Annotated in this window: 20 protein-coding genes and 1 pseudogene; 9 read left to right on the forward strand and 12 right to left on the reverse strand. The window is 61.6% G+C overall.

Translation table 11 applies throughout. The annotated features are described in order from the left end of the window. Positions 1-42 precede the first annotated feature (42 nt). The 5 genes and pseudogenes from AQUI_RS30235 to AQUI_RS0120855 all read right to left on the reverse strand — a co-directional run bounded on the left by AQUI_RS30235 (position 43) and on the right by AQUI_RS0120855 (position 3,936). Positions 43-999 (reverse strand): annotated as a pseudogene (locus AQUI_RS30235) (IS5 family transposase). 150 nt (positions 1,000-1,149) lie between these two features. Then, positions 1,150-1,887, reverse strand: a complete 738-nt coding sequence (locus AQUI_RS0120840) for an SDR family oxidoreductase (protein WP_027259237.1) — start codon at positions 1,885-1,887, stop codon at positions 1,150-1,152. Continuing rightward, a complete protein-coding gene (locus AQUI_RS0120845) occupies positions 1,884-3,212 on the reverse strand; it encodes an FAD-binding oxidoreductase (RefSeq protein WP_027259238.1) in 1,329 nt (442 codons plus the stop codon). The genes AQUI_RS0120840 and AQUI_RS0120845 overlap by 4 nt, the downstream gene beginning before the upstream one ends. Beyond that, on the reverse strand, positions 3,209-3,628 hold the full coding sequence (locus AQUI_RS0120850) for a GtrA family protein (protein ID WP_027259239.1): 420 nt from the start codon (positions 3,626-3,628) through the stop codon (positions 3,209-3,211). Before AQUI_RS0120850 ends, AQUI_RS0120845 begins: the two co-directional genes overlap by 4 nt. Then, positions 3,625-3,936 carry a hypothetical protein gene (locus AQUI_RS0120855; RefSeq protein WP_027259240.1) on the reverse strand — a complete coding sequence of 104 codons (312 nt, stop codon included), beginning with the start codon at positions 3,934-3,936 and terminating at the stop codon, positions 3,625-3,627. Before AQUI_RS0120855 ends, AQUI_RS0120850 begins: the two co-directional genes overlap by 4 nt. Before the next feature lie 197 nt (positions 3,937-4,133). Between AQUI_RS0120855 and AQUI_RS0120860 the strand changes: the two genes are divergently transcribed. Next, positions 4,134-5,540, forward strand: coding sequence for a carbon-nitrogen hydrolase family protein (locus tag AQUI_RS0120860; RefSeq protein ID WP_027259241.1), 1,407 nt, complete (start codon positions 4,134-4,136; stop codon positions 5,538-5,540). A gap of 94 nt (positions 5,541-5,634) precedes the next feature. Here the strand turns inward: AQUI_RS0120860 and AQUI_RS0120865 are convergent, their stop codons facing one another. After that, complete coding sequence (locus AQUI_RS0120865) at positions 5,635-5,898, reverse strand: DUF2312 domain-containing protein (protein ID WP_024089791.1); 264 nt, start codon at positions 5,896-5,898, stop codon at positions 5,635-5,637. A 193-nt stretch (positions 5,899-6,091) separates the two neighbouring features. Here AQUI_RS0120865 and AQUI_RS0120870 point away from each other — a divergent pair, with 193 nt between their 5' ends. Beyond that, on the forward strand, positions 6,092-6,310 hold the full coding sequence (locus tag AQUI_RS0120870; protein WP_027259242.1) for a hypothetical protein: 219 nt from the start codon (positions 6,092-6,094) through the stop codon (positions 6,308-6,310). Between the two features lie 29 nt (positions 6,311-6,339). Here the strand turns inward: AQUI_RS0120870 and AQUI_RS0120875 are convergent, their stop codons facing one another. Continuing rightward, positions 6,340-6,555 carry a hypothetical protein gene (locus AQUI_RS0120875; protein WP_027259243.1) on the reverse strand — a complete coding sequence of 72 codons (216 nt, stop codon included), beginning with the start codon at positions 6,553-6,555 and terminating at the stop codon, positions 6,340-6,342. A 293-nt stretch (positions 6,556-6,848) separates the two neighbouring features. Between AQUI_RS0120875 and AQUI_RS0120880 the strand changes: the two genes are divergently transcribed. Genes AQUI_RS0120880 through AQUI_RS0120895 form a run of 4 tightly spaced genes read left to right on the forward strand, consistent with a single transcriptional unit; the run spans position 6,849 to position 9,031 of the window. Then, a complete protein-coding gene (locus AQUI_RS0120880) occupies positions 6,849-7,712 on the forward strand; it encodes an MBL fold metallo-hydrolase (protein ID WP_027259244.1) in 864 nt (287 codons plus the stop codon). A gap of 22 nt (positions 7,713-7,734) precedes the next feature. Further along, positions 7,735-8,160: a YeeE/YedE family protein gene (locus AQUI_RS0120885; RefSeq protein ID WP_027259245.1), complete on the forward strand. Its 426-nt coding sequence runs from the start codon at positions 7,735-7,737 to the stop codon at positions 8,158-8,160. Continuing rightward, on the forward strand, positions 8,160-8,594 hold the full coding sequence (locus tag AQUI_RS0120890; RefSeq protein WP_211236041.1) for a YeeE/YedE family protein: 435 nt from the start codon (positions 8,160-8,162) through the stop codon (positions 8,592-8,594). Before AQUI_RS0120885 ends, AQUI_RS0120890 begins: the two co-directional genes overlap by 1 nt. 11 nt (positions 8,595-8,605) lie before the next feature. Further along, entirely contained in the window at positions 8,606-9,031 is a 426-nt protein-coding gene (locus AQUI_RS0120895; protein WP_027259247.1) for a protein tyrosine phosphatase family protein, read from the forward strand. Positions 9,032-9,296: 265 nt separating this feature from the next. Here the strand turns inward: AQUI_RS0120895 and AQUI_RS0120900 are convergent, their stop codons facing one another. The 5 genes from AQUI_RS0120900 to AQUI_RS0120920 all read right to left on the reverse strand — a co-directional run bounded on the left by AQUI_RS0120900 (position 9,297) and on the right by AQUI_RS0120920 (position 15,522). Further along, on the reverse strand, positions 9,297-10,649 hold the full coding sequence (locus tag AQUI_RS0120900; RefSeq protein WP_027259248.1) for a FliM/FliN family flagellar motor C-terminal domain-containing protein: 1,353 nt from the start codon (positions 10,647-10,649) through the stop codon (positions 9,297-9,299). An 83-nt stretch (positions 10,650-10,732) separates the two neighbouring features. Then, entirely contained in the window at positions 10,733-13,411 is a 2,679-nt protein-coding gene (locus tag AQUI_RS0120905) for an ATP-binding protein (protein WP_027259249.1), read from the reverse strand. Beyond that, a complete protein-coding gene (locus AQUI_RS0120910) occupies positions 13,411-13,743 on the reverse strand; it encodes a hypothetical protein (RefSeq protein ID WP_027259250.1) in 333 nt (110 codons plus the stop codon). Before AQUI_RS0120910 ends, AQUI_RS0120905 begins: the two co-directional genes overlap by 1 nt. Positions 13,744-13,750: 7 nt before the next feature. Beyond that, complete coding sequence (locus AQUI_RS0120915) at positions 13,751-14,131, reverse strand: response regulator transcription factor (protein WP_027259251.1); 381 nt, start codon at positions 14,129-14,131, stop codon at positions 13,751-13,753. 92 nt (positions 14,132-14,223) lie between these two features. Beyond that, on the reverse strand, positions 14,224-15,522 hold the full coding sequence (locus tag AQUI_RS0120920; protein WP_027259252.1) for a helix-turn-helix domain-containing protein: 1,299 nt from the start codon (positions 15,520-15,522) through the stop codon (positions 14,224-14,226). Between the two features lie 231 nt (positions 15,523-15,753). Here AQUI_RS0120920 and AQUI_RS0120925 point away from each other — a divergent pair, with 231 nt between their 5' ends. From AQUI_RS0120925 to AQUI_RS0120935, 3 genes are all read left to right on the forward strand, one after another. Next, positions 15,754-17,100, forward strand: a complete 1,347-nt coding sequence (locus AQUI_RS0120925; protein WP_027259253.1) for a substrate-binding protein — start codon at positions 15,754-15,756, stop codon at positions 17,098-17,100. Positions 17,101-17,242: 142 nt separating this feature from the next. Beyond that, complete coding sequence (locus AQUI_RS0120930; protein ID WP_027259254.1) at positions 17,243-18,265, forward strand: branched-chain amino acid ABC transporter permease; 1,023 nt, start codon at positions 17,243-17,245, stop codon at positions 18,263-18,265. A gap of 4 nt (positions 18,266-18,269) precedes the next feature. Further along, positions 18,270-19,472 (forward strand): branched-chain amino acid ABC transporter permease, encoded by a 1,203-nt coding sequence (locus AQUI_RS0120935; protein WP_027259255.1) that lies wholly within the window; start codon positions 18,270-18,272, stop codon positions 19,470-19,472. Positions 19,473-19,476 lie beyond the last annotated feature (4 nt).

Consider the following 19,476-nt stretch of genomic DNA (forward strand, 5'->3'; position numbering starts at 1 on the left):
GACCTGATAACCATCAGTGAAACTGTCCCCTAGGGTCAGGATTCATAACCAGTAAATGACTAACGCCGCGAGGGCGATTGCTGACAGGAATACCTCGGGGCACCAGTCGCAGCGTGTTGCGGCGCGCCTGCATTCCTTGAGCCTGCCGGACATGATCTCGATACGGTTGCGCCGCTTGTAGCGGCGTTTGCCGTATTTCACAGGCTTCTTGCGCTGCTTTCGACCGGGGATACAGCCGCGCTCCTTTGTCTTTTAACGCTTCCCTGAACCCGCCGGCGTCATAGCCGCGGTCCCCAAGCAGCCAACCGGCTTTTGGCAAGCTGCTTAGCAGCGCCCGCGCGCCGATGTCGTCGCTGACCCGCCGCCTGACAGGCGATGTTTGCATCGCCGAGAAGGGGCCCGGCGGTGATAAACAGGCTGAGCGGCCGGCCCTGGCGGTCGCAGATGGCATGCAGCTTCGTGTTCATGCCGCCTTTGGTCCGGCCCCTCTCGGGACATTGCTGCGCAATGCCCTGCCGGGCAAGGGATCAGGCGTCCACGCCCCCCTTTTTCACGCCCGTACCGGTCGCTGTCCGATGGGCTTTCAGATAAGTTGCGTCCACTGCCCGGCAGTCGAAACGCAGTTTCGATGAGAGGGGATCATCACAGTCTTCTCTTCCCTGTGACCGGAGGCCGGCCCGTCCGTCATTCGAGCGAAGATGCCTTTCTCGCTCCAGCGCTTCCACCGGCTGTCAAGCGTTCACCGGGCTGACGCCGCCCCGCCGGGGCGACGGTCCCGCCTCACTGCGCGGACCGTATTCAGCAGGAGCGTCCCGCCAGCGCAATCCATTGCGGTTGATGAAGGTTCGTCGGGAAAATGATTCACTGGATCGTTTTCTGATCCTCCTCACTCCCGCTCAAAACGCGCCGGTCATCAACGCGAGGCTTACCGGGGGACCTGGGAAAGAAGGGTTCAAGACGCGCCATCTGCGCGTCGCCCAGCCGGAAAAGATCAGACATGTACACCGCTCGTTTTCGAGCTCTGAATCACACGGCAAATCGGAAATCAATGCATCCTGACCCTAAGGAAAAGTGTTCAATTCTATACAGCCAAGGGCTGCAAGGCGACAATTTAAATGGAAAATCGCCCCAAAGAAGGATCGCCCGTGCTCAGATACTTGTCTTCTTAAAGATCGCTTCGGGAATGTTACGGATAATCAGCATGATCAGCTGCCAAACAGGCCGCACGTACACAACATTCCGGCCTTTGGATGCGGCGGCGGCGATGGCATTTGCCACCTCTTCAGGCTGAGCGGTCAGCTTGGCCGGCAAGTCCATGCCTTCGGTCATTTGCGTGGCGACAAACCCGGGCAGCACGGTGACAACATGAACGCCTTTGCGGGCCAGCCTGTTTCGAAGCCCGGACAAAAAGGCGGTAAAGCCGGCCTTGGCCGCCCCATAGACATAATTGGATGCTCTGCCGCGCTCGCCAGCGACTGAACTGATGCCCACCAGCGTGCCGGAGCCGCGCTGCTCGAACCGGTTGGCGAGAACCGCCAGAATGCTTGCCGGCCCCTCAAAGTTACTGCGCAGCACCTGGGCTGCTTGCAAAGGCGTCCGTTCGCTTTCCGCCTGATCGCCCATATACCCGACAGCGCAAACGGCTATGCCCGGCAGCTCAGGCAGTGCATCAGCAAAACCCTCGTGATTTTCCAGCGCCAGCGCATCGAAATCATGCAGGCTCACCGGCACGCCATGGCGCAGCTCAAGATCCGTTTTTTCAGCCCCGAGCGTGTCTGCCCGGCGGGCGGCAAGCTGCACAGGATGCCCTTGTGAGGCAAAAGCATGGGCCACGGCCAGGCCGATGTCCGAACGGGCGCCAAGGATCAGAACAGGAGATTTTGTCATAGCGAAAGCCTTTGCGATTGTGCGGACTGAAAGGACGGGTGCAGCCCGGAGGATTGCCGCATTCCGGTGAAGCCCGCAGCCCTGGGGTCCGCCGCGCGCAAGGTATCCGCGTGCATCCGGCTGTCCTTGGCCAGGTAGAACCGGCCGCCATGGGCGATGGTGATCCGGTCCAGTTCCTCCATCAGCGCCAGGCTGCGGCGATTGACAGGGAAATCCAGCGCCAGCGTGTAGCCTTCCATCGGGAAGGAGAACGGGCTGTCCTGCGGTCCCAGCCGCTTGAGCACCGCCAGAAAAGATCCCTGTCCGGCAGCCGAGATCGCCTGCAGCAGCCTGCGCAGGCCGGACCGGGCGCTGTCGAGCGGCAGCACACATTGAAACTGGGCAAAGCCCTTGCGCCCGTAAATCCGGTTCCAGCCAAGCAATGCATCAAGCGGGAAAAAGTAGCGGTTCCAGTCGGTAATCAGCAACCCGGCCTTTCGGGCGCCTGCCCAGTAGTAGGCGGAATTGAAGGCCCGGACACTGAAGCGGTTCAACAGAAAGGAGGGAAACACCGGCGGCACCTGCCGGGTCTTTGCACTGGCGATGGCATAGGGGGTGGCCGCCTGTTGCGCGCTCAAGTCCCGTGAATCCGCATGTTCGCCCAGCATAACAAGCGAGCGGCCCAGTGTGTTGCCTTCCGACAGGCAATCAATCCACGCTACCGAATAGGTTGCGCTGGCCGACCGCTCGAAGATTTCGATCGCGGCATCCAGATTTGCAGCCGGCAGTGTCTGCTGCCGGATCCAGGCCGACGGCACCGCCCGCAGCCTGATCGCGGCCTTGACAATGATCCCGGTGAGCCCCATGCCGCCAGCAGTCCAGCCGAACAAATCGCTGTTTTCCTGCGCCGAGCAACGGCGCAGCGTGCCGTCCGGCCCCATGACATCCACCCAGTCCAGGCAATTGCGGAAACTGCCCTCCTTATGGTGGTTCTTACCATGCACATCCGCCGCGATCGCTCCGCCAAGGGTCACAAACTTGGTGCCCGGCACCACCGCCGGAAACCAGCCGCGCGGCAGGAAGGCCGAGATGATATCGCCCAGCAACACTCCGCTTTCAGCAACCAATTGCCCGGTTTCGGCGTCAAACGAGATCATCCGGTTGAAATGCCGCATGTGCAACGTCGCCGGCAGGCCGATAGCGCTGTCGCCATAAGCGCGGCCATTGCCGCGGGCGATGACCGAGGAGTTGCCGGCGATCAGGATTTGCAGCTCTGTCTCGTTGCGGGGGGCCAGAAGCTGTGCCCGGGCCACCGGGTAGTTCCCCCAGCCTGACAGCATTGTCATTCCGTCTCCTTTGCGCCTCGAGTGAAAACGAAATGCCGGTCCAGCTGGTATTTCACCGTATAGCCTATCACCAGCCCGAGAATAGCCCCGGCCTCGCGCGCGGCATCCGTGCCCCAGGTGATCCAGAACAGGGTCTCGGTAATCCAGAACACCGCTGTGGTTGCGATACCCATCAAGGCATACAGCGTAAATGTCCGCCCCTGGTGCTTAAGGCCGCTGTGCTGGTCAAAAAAGATCCAACGCTTATCCAGCAGGTATTTGACAACCAGCCCAGCAAGGGTGCCCGCCGCCATGGCGGCGGTGAAATGTGCTGCACCTTCCCCCAATTGCAGGACCGCACGCTGGGTGGCGAGGTTGACCGCAGTAGCAACAACCGCAAAGACAGTGTAGCGGATCAGAAGCTGCTGCAAGATCATGACATACTGCTCCAGACTGCAACCGCCAGGACAGTCAAAAAGCACAGATGGCGGCCGCGGGCAGCATTCAGGTCCAGCAGATCAGTCACCACGCAAACATTGAAGGCAATCAGATTGACCGGCAAAACCGCCAGCAACGTCACAGTGCCCAGCAGAAGCGCTGCCCGCCCCTGAAACAGCGCAATTGCCGAGGTGAATGGGCTTTTCCAATCCCGCCCGAAGGAGGACCAGAAGCTTTCATACAGGATGTTGCTGCGCCGCAGAGTGCCATCCAAATCGACGGCAAGCATACCGGGCTGGCCGGTCATAAGCGATGAATCTGTCGTCAAATGAAATCAACCGAAAGATGCTTTTACTTCCGGTCCGATTTATATCAGCACCATCACTTTTTGGCTAGGTGTCAAACTGCCCGCTGCCTGGCCCGCCTTGCCGGCCAGAACCTGCGGGGAATTTCACACTGCGCCAGAATAACCTATAAGGGCATAAAAAAACACTGAGGACGGGCATGACATTTCATTCGAATCCTTCCGCCAAGCCGGCCGCATGTGCATCAGACAGAGCTGCGCTGCCGCGCGAGACAGCGCTGTTTGCGGTGGCGGCAGCTGTCATCATCCTTACCTCCAGGCTGCTGGCAGCTGGCCTGCTCGACATTCGCCCCGACCCCATTCACTTGGACGGTTCCTACCAGCACCTCCCGGCGCAGCAGCTGCATGACGGTTTGCTGGATGCCCTGCTAACCCTGCACTCCCAGCCTCCGTTCTGGAATTTTCTGCTGGGGATCGCCGCCAAGGCTTGCGGCGCTCAAGGTGCTTGCATGATCCAGCTGATCTGGAGCAGCCACTTGGCGCTGAGCGTCCTGACCGCCGCCTGCATGTTTGCGGCCCTGCGCCTGATGGCGCAATCGCGACGCCTGGCCTGGCTGCTGCCCCTGGCCTATATCCTGTCGCCCGCCGTGTTTTACTATGAGAACTTCATTCTCTATGCGCATTTCACCTCAGCGCTGTTTGCCCTGTCCTGCCTGTGTGCCCTGCTGTTTCTGAAGACGCAAAGGACGCTCTATTTCCTGCAATTCTGCGCCTGCCTTGCGGTGCTGTCGCTGACCTGGACGCTGTTCCACCCGATCTACATCCTGCTGGTGGCCGGGCTGCTGCTGTTCAAGACCGCAGCGAACCCTGCCCGTTTGATCATCCTGGCCCTCACGCTGATTGTCACACTGCTGCCGTCGGTGAAGAACAAGGCGGTGTTCGGCATCTTCAGCTCCGGCAGCTGGCTCGGCCTCAATGCGTCGCAAACAGCGCCTGAGCCGGTCGAAGGCTGCTCATTCAAAACATTTGCCGAAGTCCATGGGCTGATCGGTCAGCATACCGGCACAGCGCTGAATGATCCGCGGATGATCCCCTATTCCAAGACCTGCCTGAAGAAATCGATCGAGGTCGTCGCTGCCAGCCCGGTGCAATATGCGGCCGGCGTCGCGGTGCGGGCTTTCACCAGCCTGTCGCTGTGGCCGAACGAATATTTTTACCCGCCGCTGAACTGGGACCGCTTCCCAAAGATCCCCGACACCAAGCGGGTGCTGACGGCGGACAATAAGATCATAATCGACCCCAGCCTGTCGCGCTTCCTGACCCTGGCGCTGAACCTGTTCGCGCTGATCGCCCTGGCGGAACTTGCCCGCCGGGATCAGGACGACACACGCCGGGCCTTCTTTCAGGTGATGCTGCTGTCGGTGGTGCTGTTCCTGGGCGTAGCCCATGCGGTGAACGGGCCGGAACAAGAGCGGATGAGATACACGCTGCATCCGTTATTCTGGGGGCTTTATGCGGTGGTGCTCCAAGAGGCAGGCCGGCGTGCACGACGGCTGGCCCGGCGCTCCCGGATGAAACCTTTGCCAGAGACTGGCAGCTCTCAATAGGCCCGAAGGCTCAGCATCAGCAGGCTGGTGCCGCAAGCGGGCAAACCCCTCCGGCACCAGCGGAAACTCTCGCGGGACCGCAGTCCCGCGTGGCTTACATACCCAAGGCTTCCTTATACATTTCCAGCACCGCTTCTTCTTCGTCGATGTCGTTCTGATCGCGCTTGCGAAGGGCAATGATCTTACGCATGACCTTGGTGTCATAGCCGCGTGCTTTGGCTTCGGCCATCACCTCTTTCTGCTGTTCGGCGATGGTCTTCTTTTCTTCGTCCAAACGCTCGAACCGCTCGATGAACTGGCGCAACTCGCCAGCGGTCACACGGTAGTTTTCGCTTTTTTCGTCTTCGGTGATATCCATCTGCGGCTCCGTCGGCACATGCTGTCAATTGCTGTCGGAGCAAGGGGATAGCGCCCCGCCCGCTGCGCCGCAAGCAGGGAAAGCCGCAGAGACGCGCCGAGCGGCAAAAACCGGCGCCCGCCCCCTCGCAGCTTGCGCGCAGAGCCGGGATCGGCTAGGCGCGGCGCAGCGCGAAAACCGCAGGAGCACGCACATGTTCGAACTCATCGTCTGGGCCGGAGCCGCCTTGTCCATCGCCGGTCTGCTGGGCCTGGTCTGGTGCATTGTCCGCGTTGCGCGTGCGCGCCGCCAGAAACTGAACGACGAAGCTCTGCGTGCCGTTGTGCAATCAGTACTGCCCTACAATCTGGGCGCCCTGTTGCTGTCCGTTTTGGGGCTGATGCTGGTTATGACGGGCATTTTCCTGGGCTGAAGCCTCGGACGCCTTGCCTGACAGTCCGGCTAGACCGGCATATTGTCAAACATCTCCTCCACCGCTTCTTCGCACAGTGCGGCTTCCAGACGGCGGAACCGGCCTGGCACAGCAGCGCCAGTCTTGCGCATGTGATCCAGCAACCGGATAAACTCAGGCCGCATGGCAAGCCGGGCGGTACCGGTCTCTCCAAGAATCCGGGTTTCCAGATTCTCGACAGTGTGCAGCAGATCTTCTTGTGTCATTGGCAGTCCTCCCTGGATCATGATGGGGCTATACTGGTATTTCACAACAGCCGCGTGAAGGCCCGCAGAATTTAGGCGCACGACCGCCTATTTGTGCAGATTTACCGGCCGGTTGATGGTTCTGCAGGTGTCACCCACGCCTGCCAAGCATACTGCAGCGCAACATTGCCCTGCCTTGACACGGGTCAACTGGCTGCGATGATTTCAATGGCACCATCGGTCTGCGCACCGGCATCCTTGAAACATATTCGCCAACCAATATATGATTATCCAAAATCAAGGGAGAGCAACAGATGACCCCCGCCGTCAAGGCCTTCTTCGACGAAGCCACTAACACCGTTTCTTATGTGGTGCGTGAACCTGAAGGCTCCGCCTGTGCCATTATCGACTCTGTGCTGGACTACGACCAGGCAGCCGGGCGCACCGGCACGGCATCAGCGGATGCCATCATTGCCTGGATCAAGAAGGAAGGCCTGCGGACAGAGTGGATCCTGGAAAGCCATGTGCATGCCGACCATCTGTCTGCCGCGCCCTACCTGCAAGACCGGCTGGGCGGCAAGATCGGCATCGGCGCCCAGATCACCGTAATTCAGGACACCTTCGGCAAAATCTTCAATGAAGGCACCGAATTTCAGCGCGACGGCAGCCAGTTCGACCGCCTGTACCGTGAAGGCGATGTATTCATGATCGGCCAGATGCGCGGCGAAGTGCTGCACACGCCGGGCCACACGCCCGCCTGCCTGACCTATGTGATCGGGGACGCAGCCTTTGTCGGCGATACGCTGTTCATGCCTGATTTCGGCACCGCCCGCTGTGATTTTCCCGGCGGGTCTTCAATCGATTTATATAATTCGATCCAAAAGATCCTGGCGCTGCCCGACAACACCCGCATCTTTGTCGGCCATGATTACAAGGCACCGGGCCGCGATGATTACGAATGGGAAACCACCGTAGGTGAACAAAAGGCGCTGAACGTGCATATAGGCGAAGGGCGCAGCATCGAGGAATTCACCCGGATGCGCGACGCCCGTGATGCGACCTTGGGCATGCCGCGTCTGATCCTGCCGTCGCTGCAGGTGAATATGCGCGCGGGCCAGATGCCGGAACCGGATGATCAGGGCGATGTCTTCCTGAAGATCCCGGTCAACAAAATCTGACCGGAGCAGGCGGAAGACGATCATGGAAACGGATTGGATTCAGGGTTTCGCGGGCGGCATGCTGATCGGGCTCGGCGGTGCCGTCTATCTTTTCGGCAACGGCCGCATCATGGGCGCCAGCGGCATCCTGGGCGGGCTGCTGGATGGCAGCGGTCGCAACTCCGCAGCCGAGCGGCTGGCCTTCATCGCAGGCGTAATTTTCATGCCGCTGCTGGTTGGCCTGTTGGCCGGGACTCCTGCAACCTATGCCAGCAGCAACCCCATCGTGCTGATTTCTGCGGGCTTGCTGGTCGGCGTTGGCACGCGGATGGCCAATGGCTGCACCTCCGGCCACGGGGTCTGCGGCATCTCGCGGCTGTCCTTGCGGGGCATCACGGCAACAGGGGTCTACATGCTGGCCGGTATTCTGACACTGGCGGTTCTGCGCCAAATCCTGGGGATGATTTGATGCTGCGGATTGTTCTGGCGCTGGTTGCAGGCAGCCTGTTTGGCACAGGTCTGATGCTGTCGGGCATGACAGACACCACCAAAGTGCAGGGCTGGCTGGATATCTTTGGCAGTTGGGACCCAACCCTTGCCTTTGTGATGGGCGGCGCGCTGCTGCCAATGGCCTTGGCCTGGCGGCTGATAGAGGGGCGCAAGCCCGCGGCCGGCGGCAGCTTCCCTGCACCGCCGCAAACGGAGCTGGACCGGCGGCTGATCATAGGCTCTGTTCTGTTTGGCGCAGGCTGGGGCCTGGCGGGGCTTTGCCCCGGCCCCGCAATGGCCTCGCTCAGCTATAACGGCTGGCAGGGCGCGCTGTTCCTGGCGGCGATGGCCTGCGGCATGGTAGCCGCTCCCAGGCTCAGCCGGCATCTGGACCGGCGCGCTGCAAAAGCGTAAAGACTCAGGATATGGATGCACGCGTAATCACCCCCCGCTATTCAGTCTCGCCGCAGATTTCGGCTGAGGACCTGCCCGCCATTGCCGGCGCCGGCTTCAAGACAGTGATCTGCAACCGGCCGGACGCGGAAGTGCCGCCCAGCCATCAGGCAGAGGCGATCCGCGCAGCCGCCGAAGCCGCCGGGCTGCGGTTCGAGGTTCTGCCGCTCACCCATCAGACCATGACACCCGAGAACGCGGCCCGCCAGCGGGCGCTGTATGAAGGCTGCGAAGGCCCGGTATTGGCCTATTGCGCGTCCGGCACCCGCTGTTCGGTGGTCTGGGCGCTCAGCCAGGCCTGCGATATGTGCGCCGATGACATTCTGCAAAAAACCGCAGCGGCCGGCTATCAGCTGGACGGGTTGCGGCCAGCACTAGATTCCCTGGCTGACAATTAATCCTGTGAAAATACTGCCTGCGTGAGACATTGCAGGCAGCGGCCAAGCCGTTGGCCAGCGCAGGAAACCCGGATCCCGCCAATTCTGATCATCCTTGGGCGCAGCGCCGTGCGTCAACAGCACTAGGAGCCTGCCCTGGATAGTTGCGCAGGCAGCCTAGGTTTGGAACGACTAAGAGGGTATGGCTGCCCGCGGCGGCTCCCGGCAAAGGTCCTGGATTTCAGGGCCGATTGGCGCCCGCGCGCAGCGCGGAGAACCGAATAAATCAGTTGCTTCCCGGCAATGCGCCATCCAGCCCGGCCAATTGCGAGATTTCTGCCGCCGCATCCCCTGGGTCAAAATCCCCCAAGTCGACAGCAGGAAGATCAGGCAAGTCAGGCAAACCGCCGTCCAGCCCATCCATGCCCAAAGCGCCATCGTCGCCGAGACCTGGCAAATCCATTGCGCCCATTCCGCCCATGGCGTCGTCCAGGCCGCCCATGCCCCCCATGCCGCCGTCAAATCCGCCGTCACCCAGCGCAGGAAGCCCATCGCTGTCCATACCAAGACCGCCGCCGCCCAGTCCCGGTGCCGCTTCCAACGCAGGCAGGCCCGTGTCGTCCATCGGGTCCTGCAGGCCCTGCGCGGCGATTCCCATATCGAGTGCGGGAGGTCCGCCGCCCATCAGATCGGTGCCTGCCCCGTCGGAGAACCCCATTCCTTCTGCCCCGGCATCGCCTGCCAGCCTGGCCCCGGACTGATTCAGCCGGACCGCGCGCGCGCCGTTCATCTGGCCCAGGCGCCCCTGCGCAACCGACTGGCCTCCAATGGTCAGAAGGTCGGTTTCATACAGGTAGGCGGAATCCAGCGGCAGCGAATCGCCGACTTTGAGACCGGCAAAATCCCTCAAGGGCACCCGCATCTTGCACAAAACTGCCGACAGCTCCGCCCGGATTGCCCCCAGGTTGCGGCCCAGAGATGGACCTTGGGCACCGTTCCCCTGGCCGTCCTGCAGCTCTTCGGCAGTGGGTTCCGGAAGAATCAGCTTCATCACGCCCTGCATGGCGCCGCAGGCCAGGTCCAGGTTCAGTTCGATCACCCGGTAATCCTCAGCCTCCATGCCCAGCACCAGGCTGCGCACATTTTCAACCTGTGCGCCAAAGCGGTAACCGGTGAAGATTGTCTGGTCCGCGTGCCCATCCAGCATCGCGAAAACCTTGGCAAAGGTGCGTTCCAGAAACTCTGCCGTCATGGCTGCATCTGTCGGGGTATAGTGACGCTCGTCCGGTGCTTTGCCCATCACCGTGCCGATGGTCTGCTGCTGGATCAGCGCAGTTACCGTGGCCGCATCCATGCTGGCCGCACCCATTCTGCCATGCGGGCAGTCCAGCACCACCAGAAGATCCTTATCCGACAGCTGGTCAGCCAGATCCTCGGGAATGCGGTTGGATTGCCGGGCAGCCAGAACTGCCACCGGCAGACCGCACAGGTCCGCAGCCGCCCGCGCAACCGACCGGCGCAAAGCCTTCAGCGTCAGGGAGCTGGCAAGCGCCCCCACGCCTTCCTTTGTCGCTGCCAGCTTGCGTGCAAGCACACCCTGCTTGCTGCTGCCTGCCTCTGCTGCTTCTATTTCAGACATAGGCTGTTTAACCTGCCCCTTGCGCGTCCCGTTTCCCCGGTTTTACCCGAAAGGGGGTTAACAACTCCTGTATTTCAGGCGGGTTACGCAGCCTTTTCGCCTGCCGCGGGTAAGGAAACCCGGAATGCGCCGCCGCCGTGCCCCGGCAGATAGGAAACATTGCCGCCCAGCCGTTGCATGACCTCCCGGCAGATTGCGAGGCCAAGCCCGGCCCCGCCTGCCCGCTCGGGGCTGACGCGCGAGAATTTCTCGAAAATCATCTGTTGAAATTCTGCCGGCACGCCGCTGCCGTTGTCGGTGAAGTCGATCTGCAGCCACCCGCTGGTTGCGGAGGCGGAAATGGACAGCTCCGGCTCCGCGGCATCGCAATACTTCTGGGCGTTGGCGATCAGGTTGATAAAGACCTGCGCCAGCCGGTCGAGGTCGGAAGATATGCGGAACCCTTCTGTTGCAGGATTGCGGCGAACCTTGAGCGGACGGTCCGATCCCGCCAGTGCGGCAGCAACCGCATGGTCCAGCACGTCCGGCAGCGCGCCCGCCGACATGTTAAGGCTCACTTGGCCGTTCTCCAGCACGCTGAGGTCCAGAAGATCGTTGAGCAGCCGGGTCAGCCGCAGCGTTTCGTCATGGATGATCCCGGCATAGTGGCGCTGATCCTGCCCACTCAGCTGCCCGTCATCGCGCAAAATTTCCGAAAACGCCCGGATCGAGGTCATCGGCGTGCGCAACTCATGGCTGACCTGGCTAAGGAAGGCGTCCTTTTGCTCGGAGATTTGCGTAAGCTTCTCGTTTGTTTCCCGCAACTTGCGTGCTGTCGCTGTCAGCTCTGCCGATTGCGTCTCCAAGCGGCTGGAATACTCCAGCATCTGGGCGGTTTCATCTGCAACCGCCAGCAGATCCGCAACCGAAACCGAGGAGCCGCCGGCGATCTGGCCAATCATTGCGTGTGCTGCCGCCGCGCCGATGGAGGCGCTCAGCTCGCGCTCCAACCGTTCCAGAAAAGCCGGTGTCGGCTCCGGCAGCGGGCCGCGGCCGCCCTGCCGCAGCCGCTCGCGCTGAAAGAACGCTTGCGCTTCTGCAGCACCCAGAATCCGCTGCGACATGATCATCAGGTCTTCGCATTGCGCCACCGATCCGGTCCAGCCGCGCGGGCCGGCGGAATGATCAAAGACATTGACGAATTGCGCGCCCTGCAGCCGCTCCAGCGGGCTGGGAAAGCTCATCAGCGACACCAGGCAGAACACCAGCGCATTCAGACTCATCGACCACATCACGGCATGGACCGTCGGATCCATCCCTTCGATCCCGAACAGCGCCTCCGGGCGCAGCCAGCTGAGGCCGAACAGACCATCGCGCAGGATATGCTCTGGTAAAAGCCCGCCGCCCAATGCCGGCAGCAGCATGGTGTAGAGCCAGATGGCAAACCCCACCGAAAGCCCGGCCAGTGCGCCGCTGCGGGTGGCGCCGCGCCAGAACAACCCGCCAACCAGCGCGGGCAGAATTTGCGCCACACCGGCAAAGGAGATCAGACCGATGGCGGCCAGTGCCGCGGCACCGCCGGACAGGTGGTAATAGAAATACCCCAGCGCCATGATCACCGCGATCGACACCCGCCGTGACAGCAGCACTACATTGCGCACATCGCCAGAGACCGACGCCCGGCGGTTCTGCAGCCGCAGCCAGACCGGCATCACGATATGGTTCGACACCATCGTCGACAGTGCCATGGCGGCCACAATCACCATCGACGTTGCCGAGGAAAAACCGCCTAGGAAGGACAGGACTGCCAATCCCTGCTGCCCCTGCTGCAGCGGCACTGTCAGTACAAACATGTCCGGATTGGCGCCTGCGGGCAGCAACTCCAGACCCACCGCAGCGATGGGCACCACAAACATCGAAATCAGCAGCAGATAGAGCGGAAACGCCCAGGAAGCGATCCGCAAATGCCGCTCATCCTCGTTCTCCACTACCATCACCTGGAACATCCGCGGCAGGCAGACAAAGGCCGCTGCGGCCAGAAAGGTGACGGTGGCCCAGCGGCTGCCATCGACGTTCCACTGGCCGATTTGCGAGGCATCTATTCTCTGCAGCGTCTCACCCACACCGCCGGCGACGCCCCAAACCACAAAAACCCCAACCGCCAGCAACGCCGCCAGTTTGACGATGGCCTCCAGCGCTACCGCGGTGACCACGCCGTGGTGGCGTTCATTGGCGTTCAGATTGCGGGTGCCGAACAGAATAGCAAAAACCGCCAGCCCTGCCGCCACCCAGAACACGGTGTAGGTCTCATTGTAGCTGCGCAACGGGTCGGCTTCGGCGAATATGGCAAAGGACAGCGTGACGGATTGCAACTGCAGCGAAATATAGGGCGTGACACCAATCACCGCGAGGATTGTCACGCCGGCCGCCAGCAGGTTCGATTTGCCATATCGCGACGACAACAGGTCCGCGATAGACGTGATCCGCTGGCTGCGCCCGATCCGAACCAATTTGCGCAGGCCCCACCACCATCCGATCATAACCAGCGAGGGGCCAAGGTAGATCGTCACGAACTCCAGACCTGACCGCGCCGCATAGCCGACGGCGCCGTAAAAGGTCCAGGCGGTGCAATAGATCGACAGCGACAGCGTATAGATCAGCGGCGAGCGCATCCAGGCGGCGCTTTTGCCACGGGTTGCCATCCGATCGGCCCAGAAGGCAATGAAAAACAGAAACGCCACATAGGCGAGACAAACAACGGCAAGCACATTGAGGGAGGCCATCAGCTGTCCTCTGCCCCGTCCGGAGACCCGGCCCTGTCCGGCCCGCCGCCAGTCCAGTGATCCGCCCACCGCTGCACTGCGAGGCTAAAGGCAAAACAAGCGCCGATCAGGCCTGTCCAGACGGCAAATACATAGATGATGGCCGAAGACATAGTGACACCATCGCGCGTGGCAGGATGGGTGGAGGCTTCGGGCCACAACAGCGGCAGCGCCAGCAGCAATGCGCCCAGAACCGGCAGCAGGCGGGCAATGTCCATCAGCCTGCGGCGGCGGTAGGTCTGGCGTTCCGTGCGGGTGCCCGTTTGCTTTTCTGCGTCACCATCCCGGATCATCCCAGCATTATCCCTGGCCGGCCTGGGCGTGCAGGTCGCGCACCGCCGTCAGCACTTCGGCATTGGAGAAGGGCTTGGTCATAAACCGCGTCACCCCCGCCTTTTCCGCCATTTCCCGGTCTCGCATTTGGCCTCGGGCCGTCAGCATCAGCACAGGCAGTGCGCCCATGCCACCCTCCATGCGCAGCTCACGCACGATTTCCAGACCGCTTTTGCCCGGCAGCATGAGGTCCAGAATCACCAGATCCGGATTGGCATCGCGGATCACTTCCACAGCGGTGGCGCCATCGGTATGCGCATCCACGCTCCAGCCGTCACGCATCAGCAGAAACCGGATGGCCTCGGTGATATTCGGCTCGTCTTCGATCAGAACAACATGCCTGCCCATCAGCAGAATTCCCTCCCGGCGCTGCCCGCCGGCCGGGCCGGTCCGCAGACGCATTCATTTTTGTGCAGGTTAGCCCCGCGGCTGTGTGACTGTCAAAACTCTTCCTTCAGGATCGACGGCTCGCGCCGTGCCGGACAGCCTTGGCGCGGACATATCCGGCAGCTGGCGCCCACCAGCTGCGGATCTTCGGCATCCTTGGCGCCGGGCAGGATCAGCATAACCGCCCGGTACATAGGATCAGCGCCAAAATCCGGCATCTCCTGCGGCCAAGCCACCGCCATGCAGTCAAAGGCTGCCGCATTGCGCCCCTGTTGCAGCACATTGCGCCGCACCGGGACATTCGGATGCACCAGCGCCGTGTACAGCGGCCATAGCGGACAGGACGCCCCGAACCGCGGCATCGCGAATCCGGTCACAGGCTTGCGGAACAATAGCGTGCCAGAGGCATCGCAGACCACCAGCCCGGCCTCTTGCCCCAGCACCTCCTCCGGCAGCGCCGCCAAACGGCGCAGCACGGCAGAAAGCCCGCATGCAAAGCGGCGCGCAATCGCCACCGGAGCAACCCCTTTTGCCTGGATTTCCTCCTCCAGCGCGTGCAGCGGCATGGCCCGGGCATCTGCCTGGTATTGCGTCAAGGCGGCCTGCGCCAGGCTGCGGGCCGCCGGGCTTGTCAAAGCAGGGGCAGTCTGGATCAGCTGCTCGGCACCAGCGGAGCCATCTTCAAGTGCAGGAAAGTGAAACCCGTTTTCCTGAAAGAAGACTTCGGCCTCTTCTTGCGGCATTCCACGGCGGTCGTCGCTGGTGTCGCCCTCGTCCAGAAAATTCACCAGTGCCCGGCTGCTCTCCGACAGGCGCAGGGAATCTTCGTTGAGGTTTTTGTGGAACCGGTCGCGCCATTCCGGCTCCAGTTCGCCGGTTTCCGCCAGGATCGACGCGGTGGAGCGGATCGCCGCAGCGGTCGACAGCACCTCATGCACCGAGGCCGCCAGATTAGGGTCATGGGTCAGCCGGTCCGACAGGGTTTCCACCGTGCGCTCCAGCGTGGCAATGCGGCGATGGCCGGTTGCCAGAACCTCGGCCCAGCCGGGAAACCGGCCGGCAAATTCATCAACCCGGTCCAGTTCAGCCACCGGCACGCCGCTGTCCGCCGCCGCCTCCCGCAGGGTAGATATCAGCGCCGCCTCCGCTCCCTCGCTCAGCATCGAAGGCTCCACCCCCAAAACCCCAGCGATATCAACCAGCAGCTTGCCGCCGATTCTGCGCCGGTTGTGTTCGATCAGGTTGAGGTAGGAGGCGGAAATCCCCGTCGCGCGCGCTAGTTCCGCCTGGCGCATTCCAAGGATCAGCCTGCGTTCGCGGATCCGGCTGCCGGTCAGGGTATCGCGTGCCATTCTAAGGGGCCTCCCAAAATACTGTCTTTTCAACAGCTTTCTGCATTGCAATATAACAAAATTTACAGAATGCCGTAGGATACTGTTCAGTTGTTTACAGAATTTTCAAGCCTTAAAAGGGTTTTATTGCCAGAATTTACACCCCGCACTCATACTGACTTTGCACAAATTGTGCTGGTACCGAGCAGAAGTGAGGAGCTGCAAGGCACCATTCATATTAGGGAGGAATACATGTCTGAATTTGACGCATCGCGCCGCAGAGTCTTGAAGACCGGCGCAATCGCAGGCGCCGGTGTGGCGCTGCCAACAATCTTTACTGCCTCTTCCGCCGCAGCCTTTACCAACGAGCCGACCGGCGGCACCGTGACCCTGGGCTTCAACGTGCCCCAGACCGGCCCTTATGCTGACGAGGGCGCCGACGAGCTGCGCGCCTATGAGCTGGCGGTTGAGCATCTGAACGGCGGCGGCGACGGCGGCATGATGAACACCTTCAGCTCCAAAGCGCTGCAGGGCAACGGCATCCTGGGCAAGAAGGTGGAATATGTCACCGGCGACACCCAGACCAAATCCGACGCTGCCCGCGCTTCAGCCAAATCGATGATTGAAAAAGACGGCGCGGTGATGATCACCGGCGGCTCTTCCTCGGGCGTTGCCATCGCGGTGCAGGGCCTCTGCCAGGAGGCAGGCGTGATCTTCATGGCCGGCCTGACCCATTCGAACGACACCACTGGCAAGGACAAAAAGGCCAATGGTTTCCGCCACTTCTTCAACGGCTACATGTCGGGCGCGGCGCTGGCGCCGGTGCTGAAGAACCTCTACGGCTCGGACCGGACTGCCTATCACCTGACCGCCGACTACACCTGGGGCTGGACCCAGGAGGAATCGATCGCAGCCGCCACCGAAGCGCTGGGCTGGAACACCGTGAACAAGGTCCGCACCCCGCTGGCGGCAACCGACTTCTCCTCCTACATCGCGCCGGTGCTGAACTCCGGCGCCGACGTGCTGGTGCTGAACCACTATGGCGGCAACATGGTGAACTCGCTGACCAACGCGGTGCAGTTCGGCCTGCGCGACAAGGTGGTGAACGGCAAGAACTTCGAAATCGTGGTGCCGCTCTACTCCCGCCTGATGGCCAAGGGCGCCGGTGCCAACGTGAAAGGCATTCACGGCTCCACCAACTGGCACTGGACGCTGCAGGATGAAGGCTCCAAGGCCTTTGTGAAATCCTTCGGCACCAAATACGGCTTCCCGCCGAGCCAGGCTGCCCATACCACCTACTGCCAGACCCTGCTTTACGCCGATGCAGTCGAGCGTGCGGGCACGTTCAACCCCTGTGGCGTTGTCGAAGCGCTGGAAGGGTTTGAGTTTGACGGCCTGGGCAATGGCAAGACCCTGTACCGCGCCGAAGACCACCAGTGCTTCAAGGACGTTCTGGTTGTGCGCGGCAAGGAGAACCCGACCTCGGAATTCGACCTTCTGGAAGTGGTCGAGGTCACGCCGCGTGCACAGGTGGAATACGCACCGGACCACCCGATGTTTGCCGGCGGCAACCTGGGTGCCTGCAACCCGGGCGCCTAAGCCCAGTGGTTCCGGCCGGGCGCCCTGCGCCCGGCCCATCGCATTCCCGGCAGCCTGACGCAGACCGTCAGCACAGCGGCTTCAGGCCACTGAACAGCGGGAATCTATCTCTTCCACCCAGACTAACCCGGGGGCGGGACCCATGGACGCAATCCTATTGCAAATCTTGAACGGGCTCGACAAAGGCTCGGCCTATGCGCTGATCGCGCTGGGTTTGACACTCATTTTCGGCACGCTGGGCGTGGTGAACTTTGCCCACGGGGCCCTGTTCATGATCGGCGCCTTCTGCGCCGTCACCCTGCAGCGTATTCTGAACCTCAGCTTTGAAACCGTCGACGAGACCCAGACCGACTTTCTGGGCAACCCGCTGAAGGTGAAAACCCCCTACGTCGAGGCCTGGTTCGGCCCCGAAGTCGGCGGCTCTATCATCGACTGGGCCGTGCCGCTGGCGATTCTCTTTGCCATCCCGATCATGATCGGCGTCGGCTATGTGATGGAACGCGGGCTGATCAAGCATTTCTACAAGCGCCCTCATGCCGACCAGATCCTGGTGACCTTCGGCCTTGCCATCGTGCTGCAGGAAGTCATCAAGTATTTCTACGGCGCCAACCCGATCCAGACCCCGGCGCCGGATGCGCTGAACGGGGTGATGAACCTTGGCGCCCTCATCGGCATGGACATCATCTATCCGGTCTGGCGCGTGGTCTATTTCTTCTTCGCGGTGCTGATCATCGGCGGCATCTTCAGCTTCCTGCAGTTCACCACCTTCGGCATGGTGGTGCGGGCCGGCATGGCCGACCGCGAGACCGTGGGTCTTCTGGGCATCAACATCGACCGCCGCTTTACCATCATGTTCGGCATTGCCGCCGCCGTCGCTGGGCTGGCCGGTGTCATGTACACCCCGATCAACTCCCCCAACTACCACATGGGCATGGATTTCCTGGTGCTCAGCTTTGTGGTGGTGGTTGTCGGCGGCATGGGCTCGCTGCCCGGTGCGGTGCTGGCGGGCTTCCTGCTGGGGGTTCTCGAAAGCTTTGCTTCGATGAACGAGATCAAATCGCTGATCCCCGGCATCGACCAGATCATCATCTATGTGGTCGCAATCATCATTCTGCTGACCCGCCCGCGGGGCCTGATGGGCCGCAAAGGCGTGATGGAGGACTAAGACAATGTTCGGACTGGATAAAAAAGACACCTCTATGCTGATCATCGTCGCCTGTCTGACGCTGTTCGCCCCCTTCATCCTGAACCCCTTTCCCACGGACAGCGCCATGGCGCAGTTCAACGCGGGCTACCCGGACCTGATGCAACGGTTCGTGATCTTCGGGATCTTCGCCATCGGATTCAACATCCTGTTTGGCCTCACCGGATACCTGTCCTTCGGCCATGCGGCCTTCCTGGGCGCCGGTTCCTACTCAGCCGTCTGGATGTTCAAGCTGGTAGGCATGAACGTGATCCCGGCGATCCTGTTGTCGGTCATTGTCGCAGGCCTGTTTGCGCTGCTGATCGGCTTTGTCAGCTTGCGCCGCTCAGGGATCTACTTTTCGATCCTGACGCTGGCCTTTGCGCAAATGTCGTTCAACCTGGCCTATTCGGTGCTGACGCCCATCACCAATGGCGAGACCGGCCTGCAGCTGACCCTGGACGACCCCCGCATCCTGGGCGTCTCCGCCACCGCGGACGGCTCGATCCCCGTGACCAGCCTGTTCGGGCTTGAGATGCGCTCTACCTTCGAGATGGCCATTGGCCCCTGGGCCTTCCAGTTCAACGTGGGCTATTACCTGTGCGCGCTGATCCTGCTGGCGGCCTTTTACCTGTCGATCCGCATCTTCCGTTCGCCCTTTGGCATGATGCTGCGGGCGGTGAAGTCGAACCAGCAGCGGATGAACTATACCGGTCTCAACACCCGGCCCTACACCCTGGCGGCCTTTGTGATCTCTGGCATGTATGCGGGTCTGGCAGGCGGGCTGATGGCCTCAATGGACCCGCTGGCAGGCGCTGAGCGGATGCAGTGGACCGCCTCCGGCGAAGTGGTTCTGATGACCATCCTCGGCGGAGCCGGAACGCTGATCGGCCCGGTTTTGGGTGCTGGTTTCATCAAATACTTCGAGAACATCTTCTCGAAAATCAACGACAACGTGCTGCACAGCTGGTTCAGCTTCATGCCCGACGGGATGGAAGACGCGCTGGTCTTCATCGTGCATCCTTTCATCGGCAAAGGCTGGCACCTGACGCTGGGCATCCTGTTCATGCTGGTGGTGATCTTCCTGCCCGGCGGTCTGGTCGAAGGCGGCCAGCGGATCAAAGGCTGGCTCAGCCGCCGCAAGGCCAAGGACAGCAATACGTCCGGCGAAACCAACCCCGCGGAGTAAGGAG

The sequence above is a fragment of the Leisingera aquimarina DSM 24565 genome, from assembly GCF_000473165.1.
GTDB lineage: Bacteria > Pseudomonadota > Alphaproteobacteria > Rhodobacterales > Rhodobacteraceae > Leisingera > Leisingera aquimarina.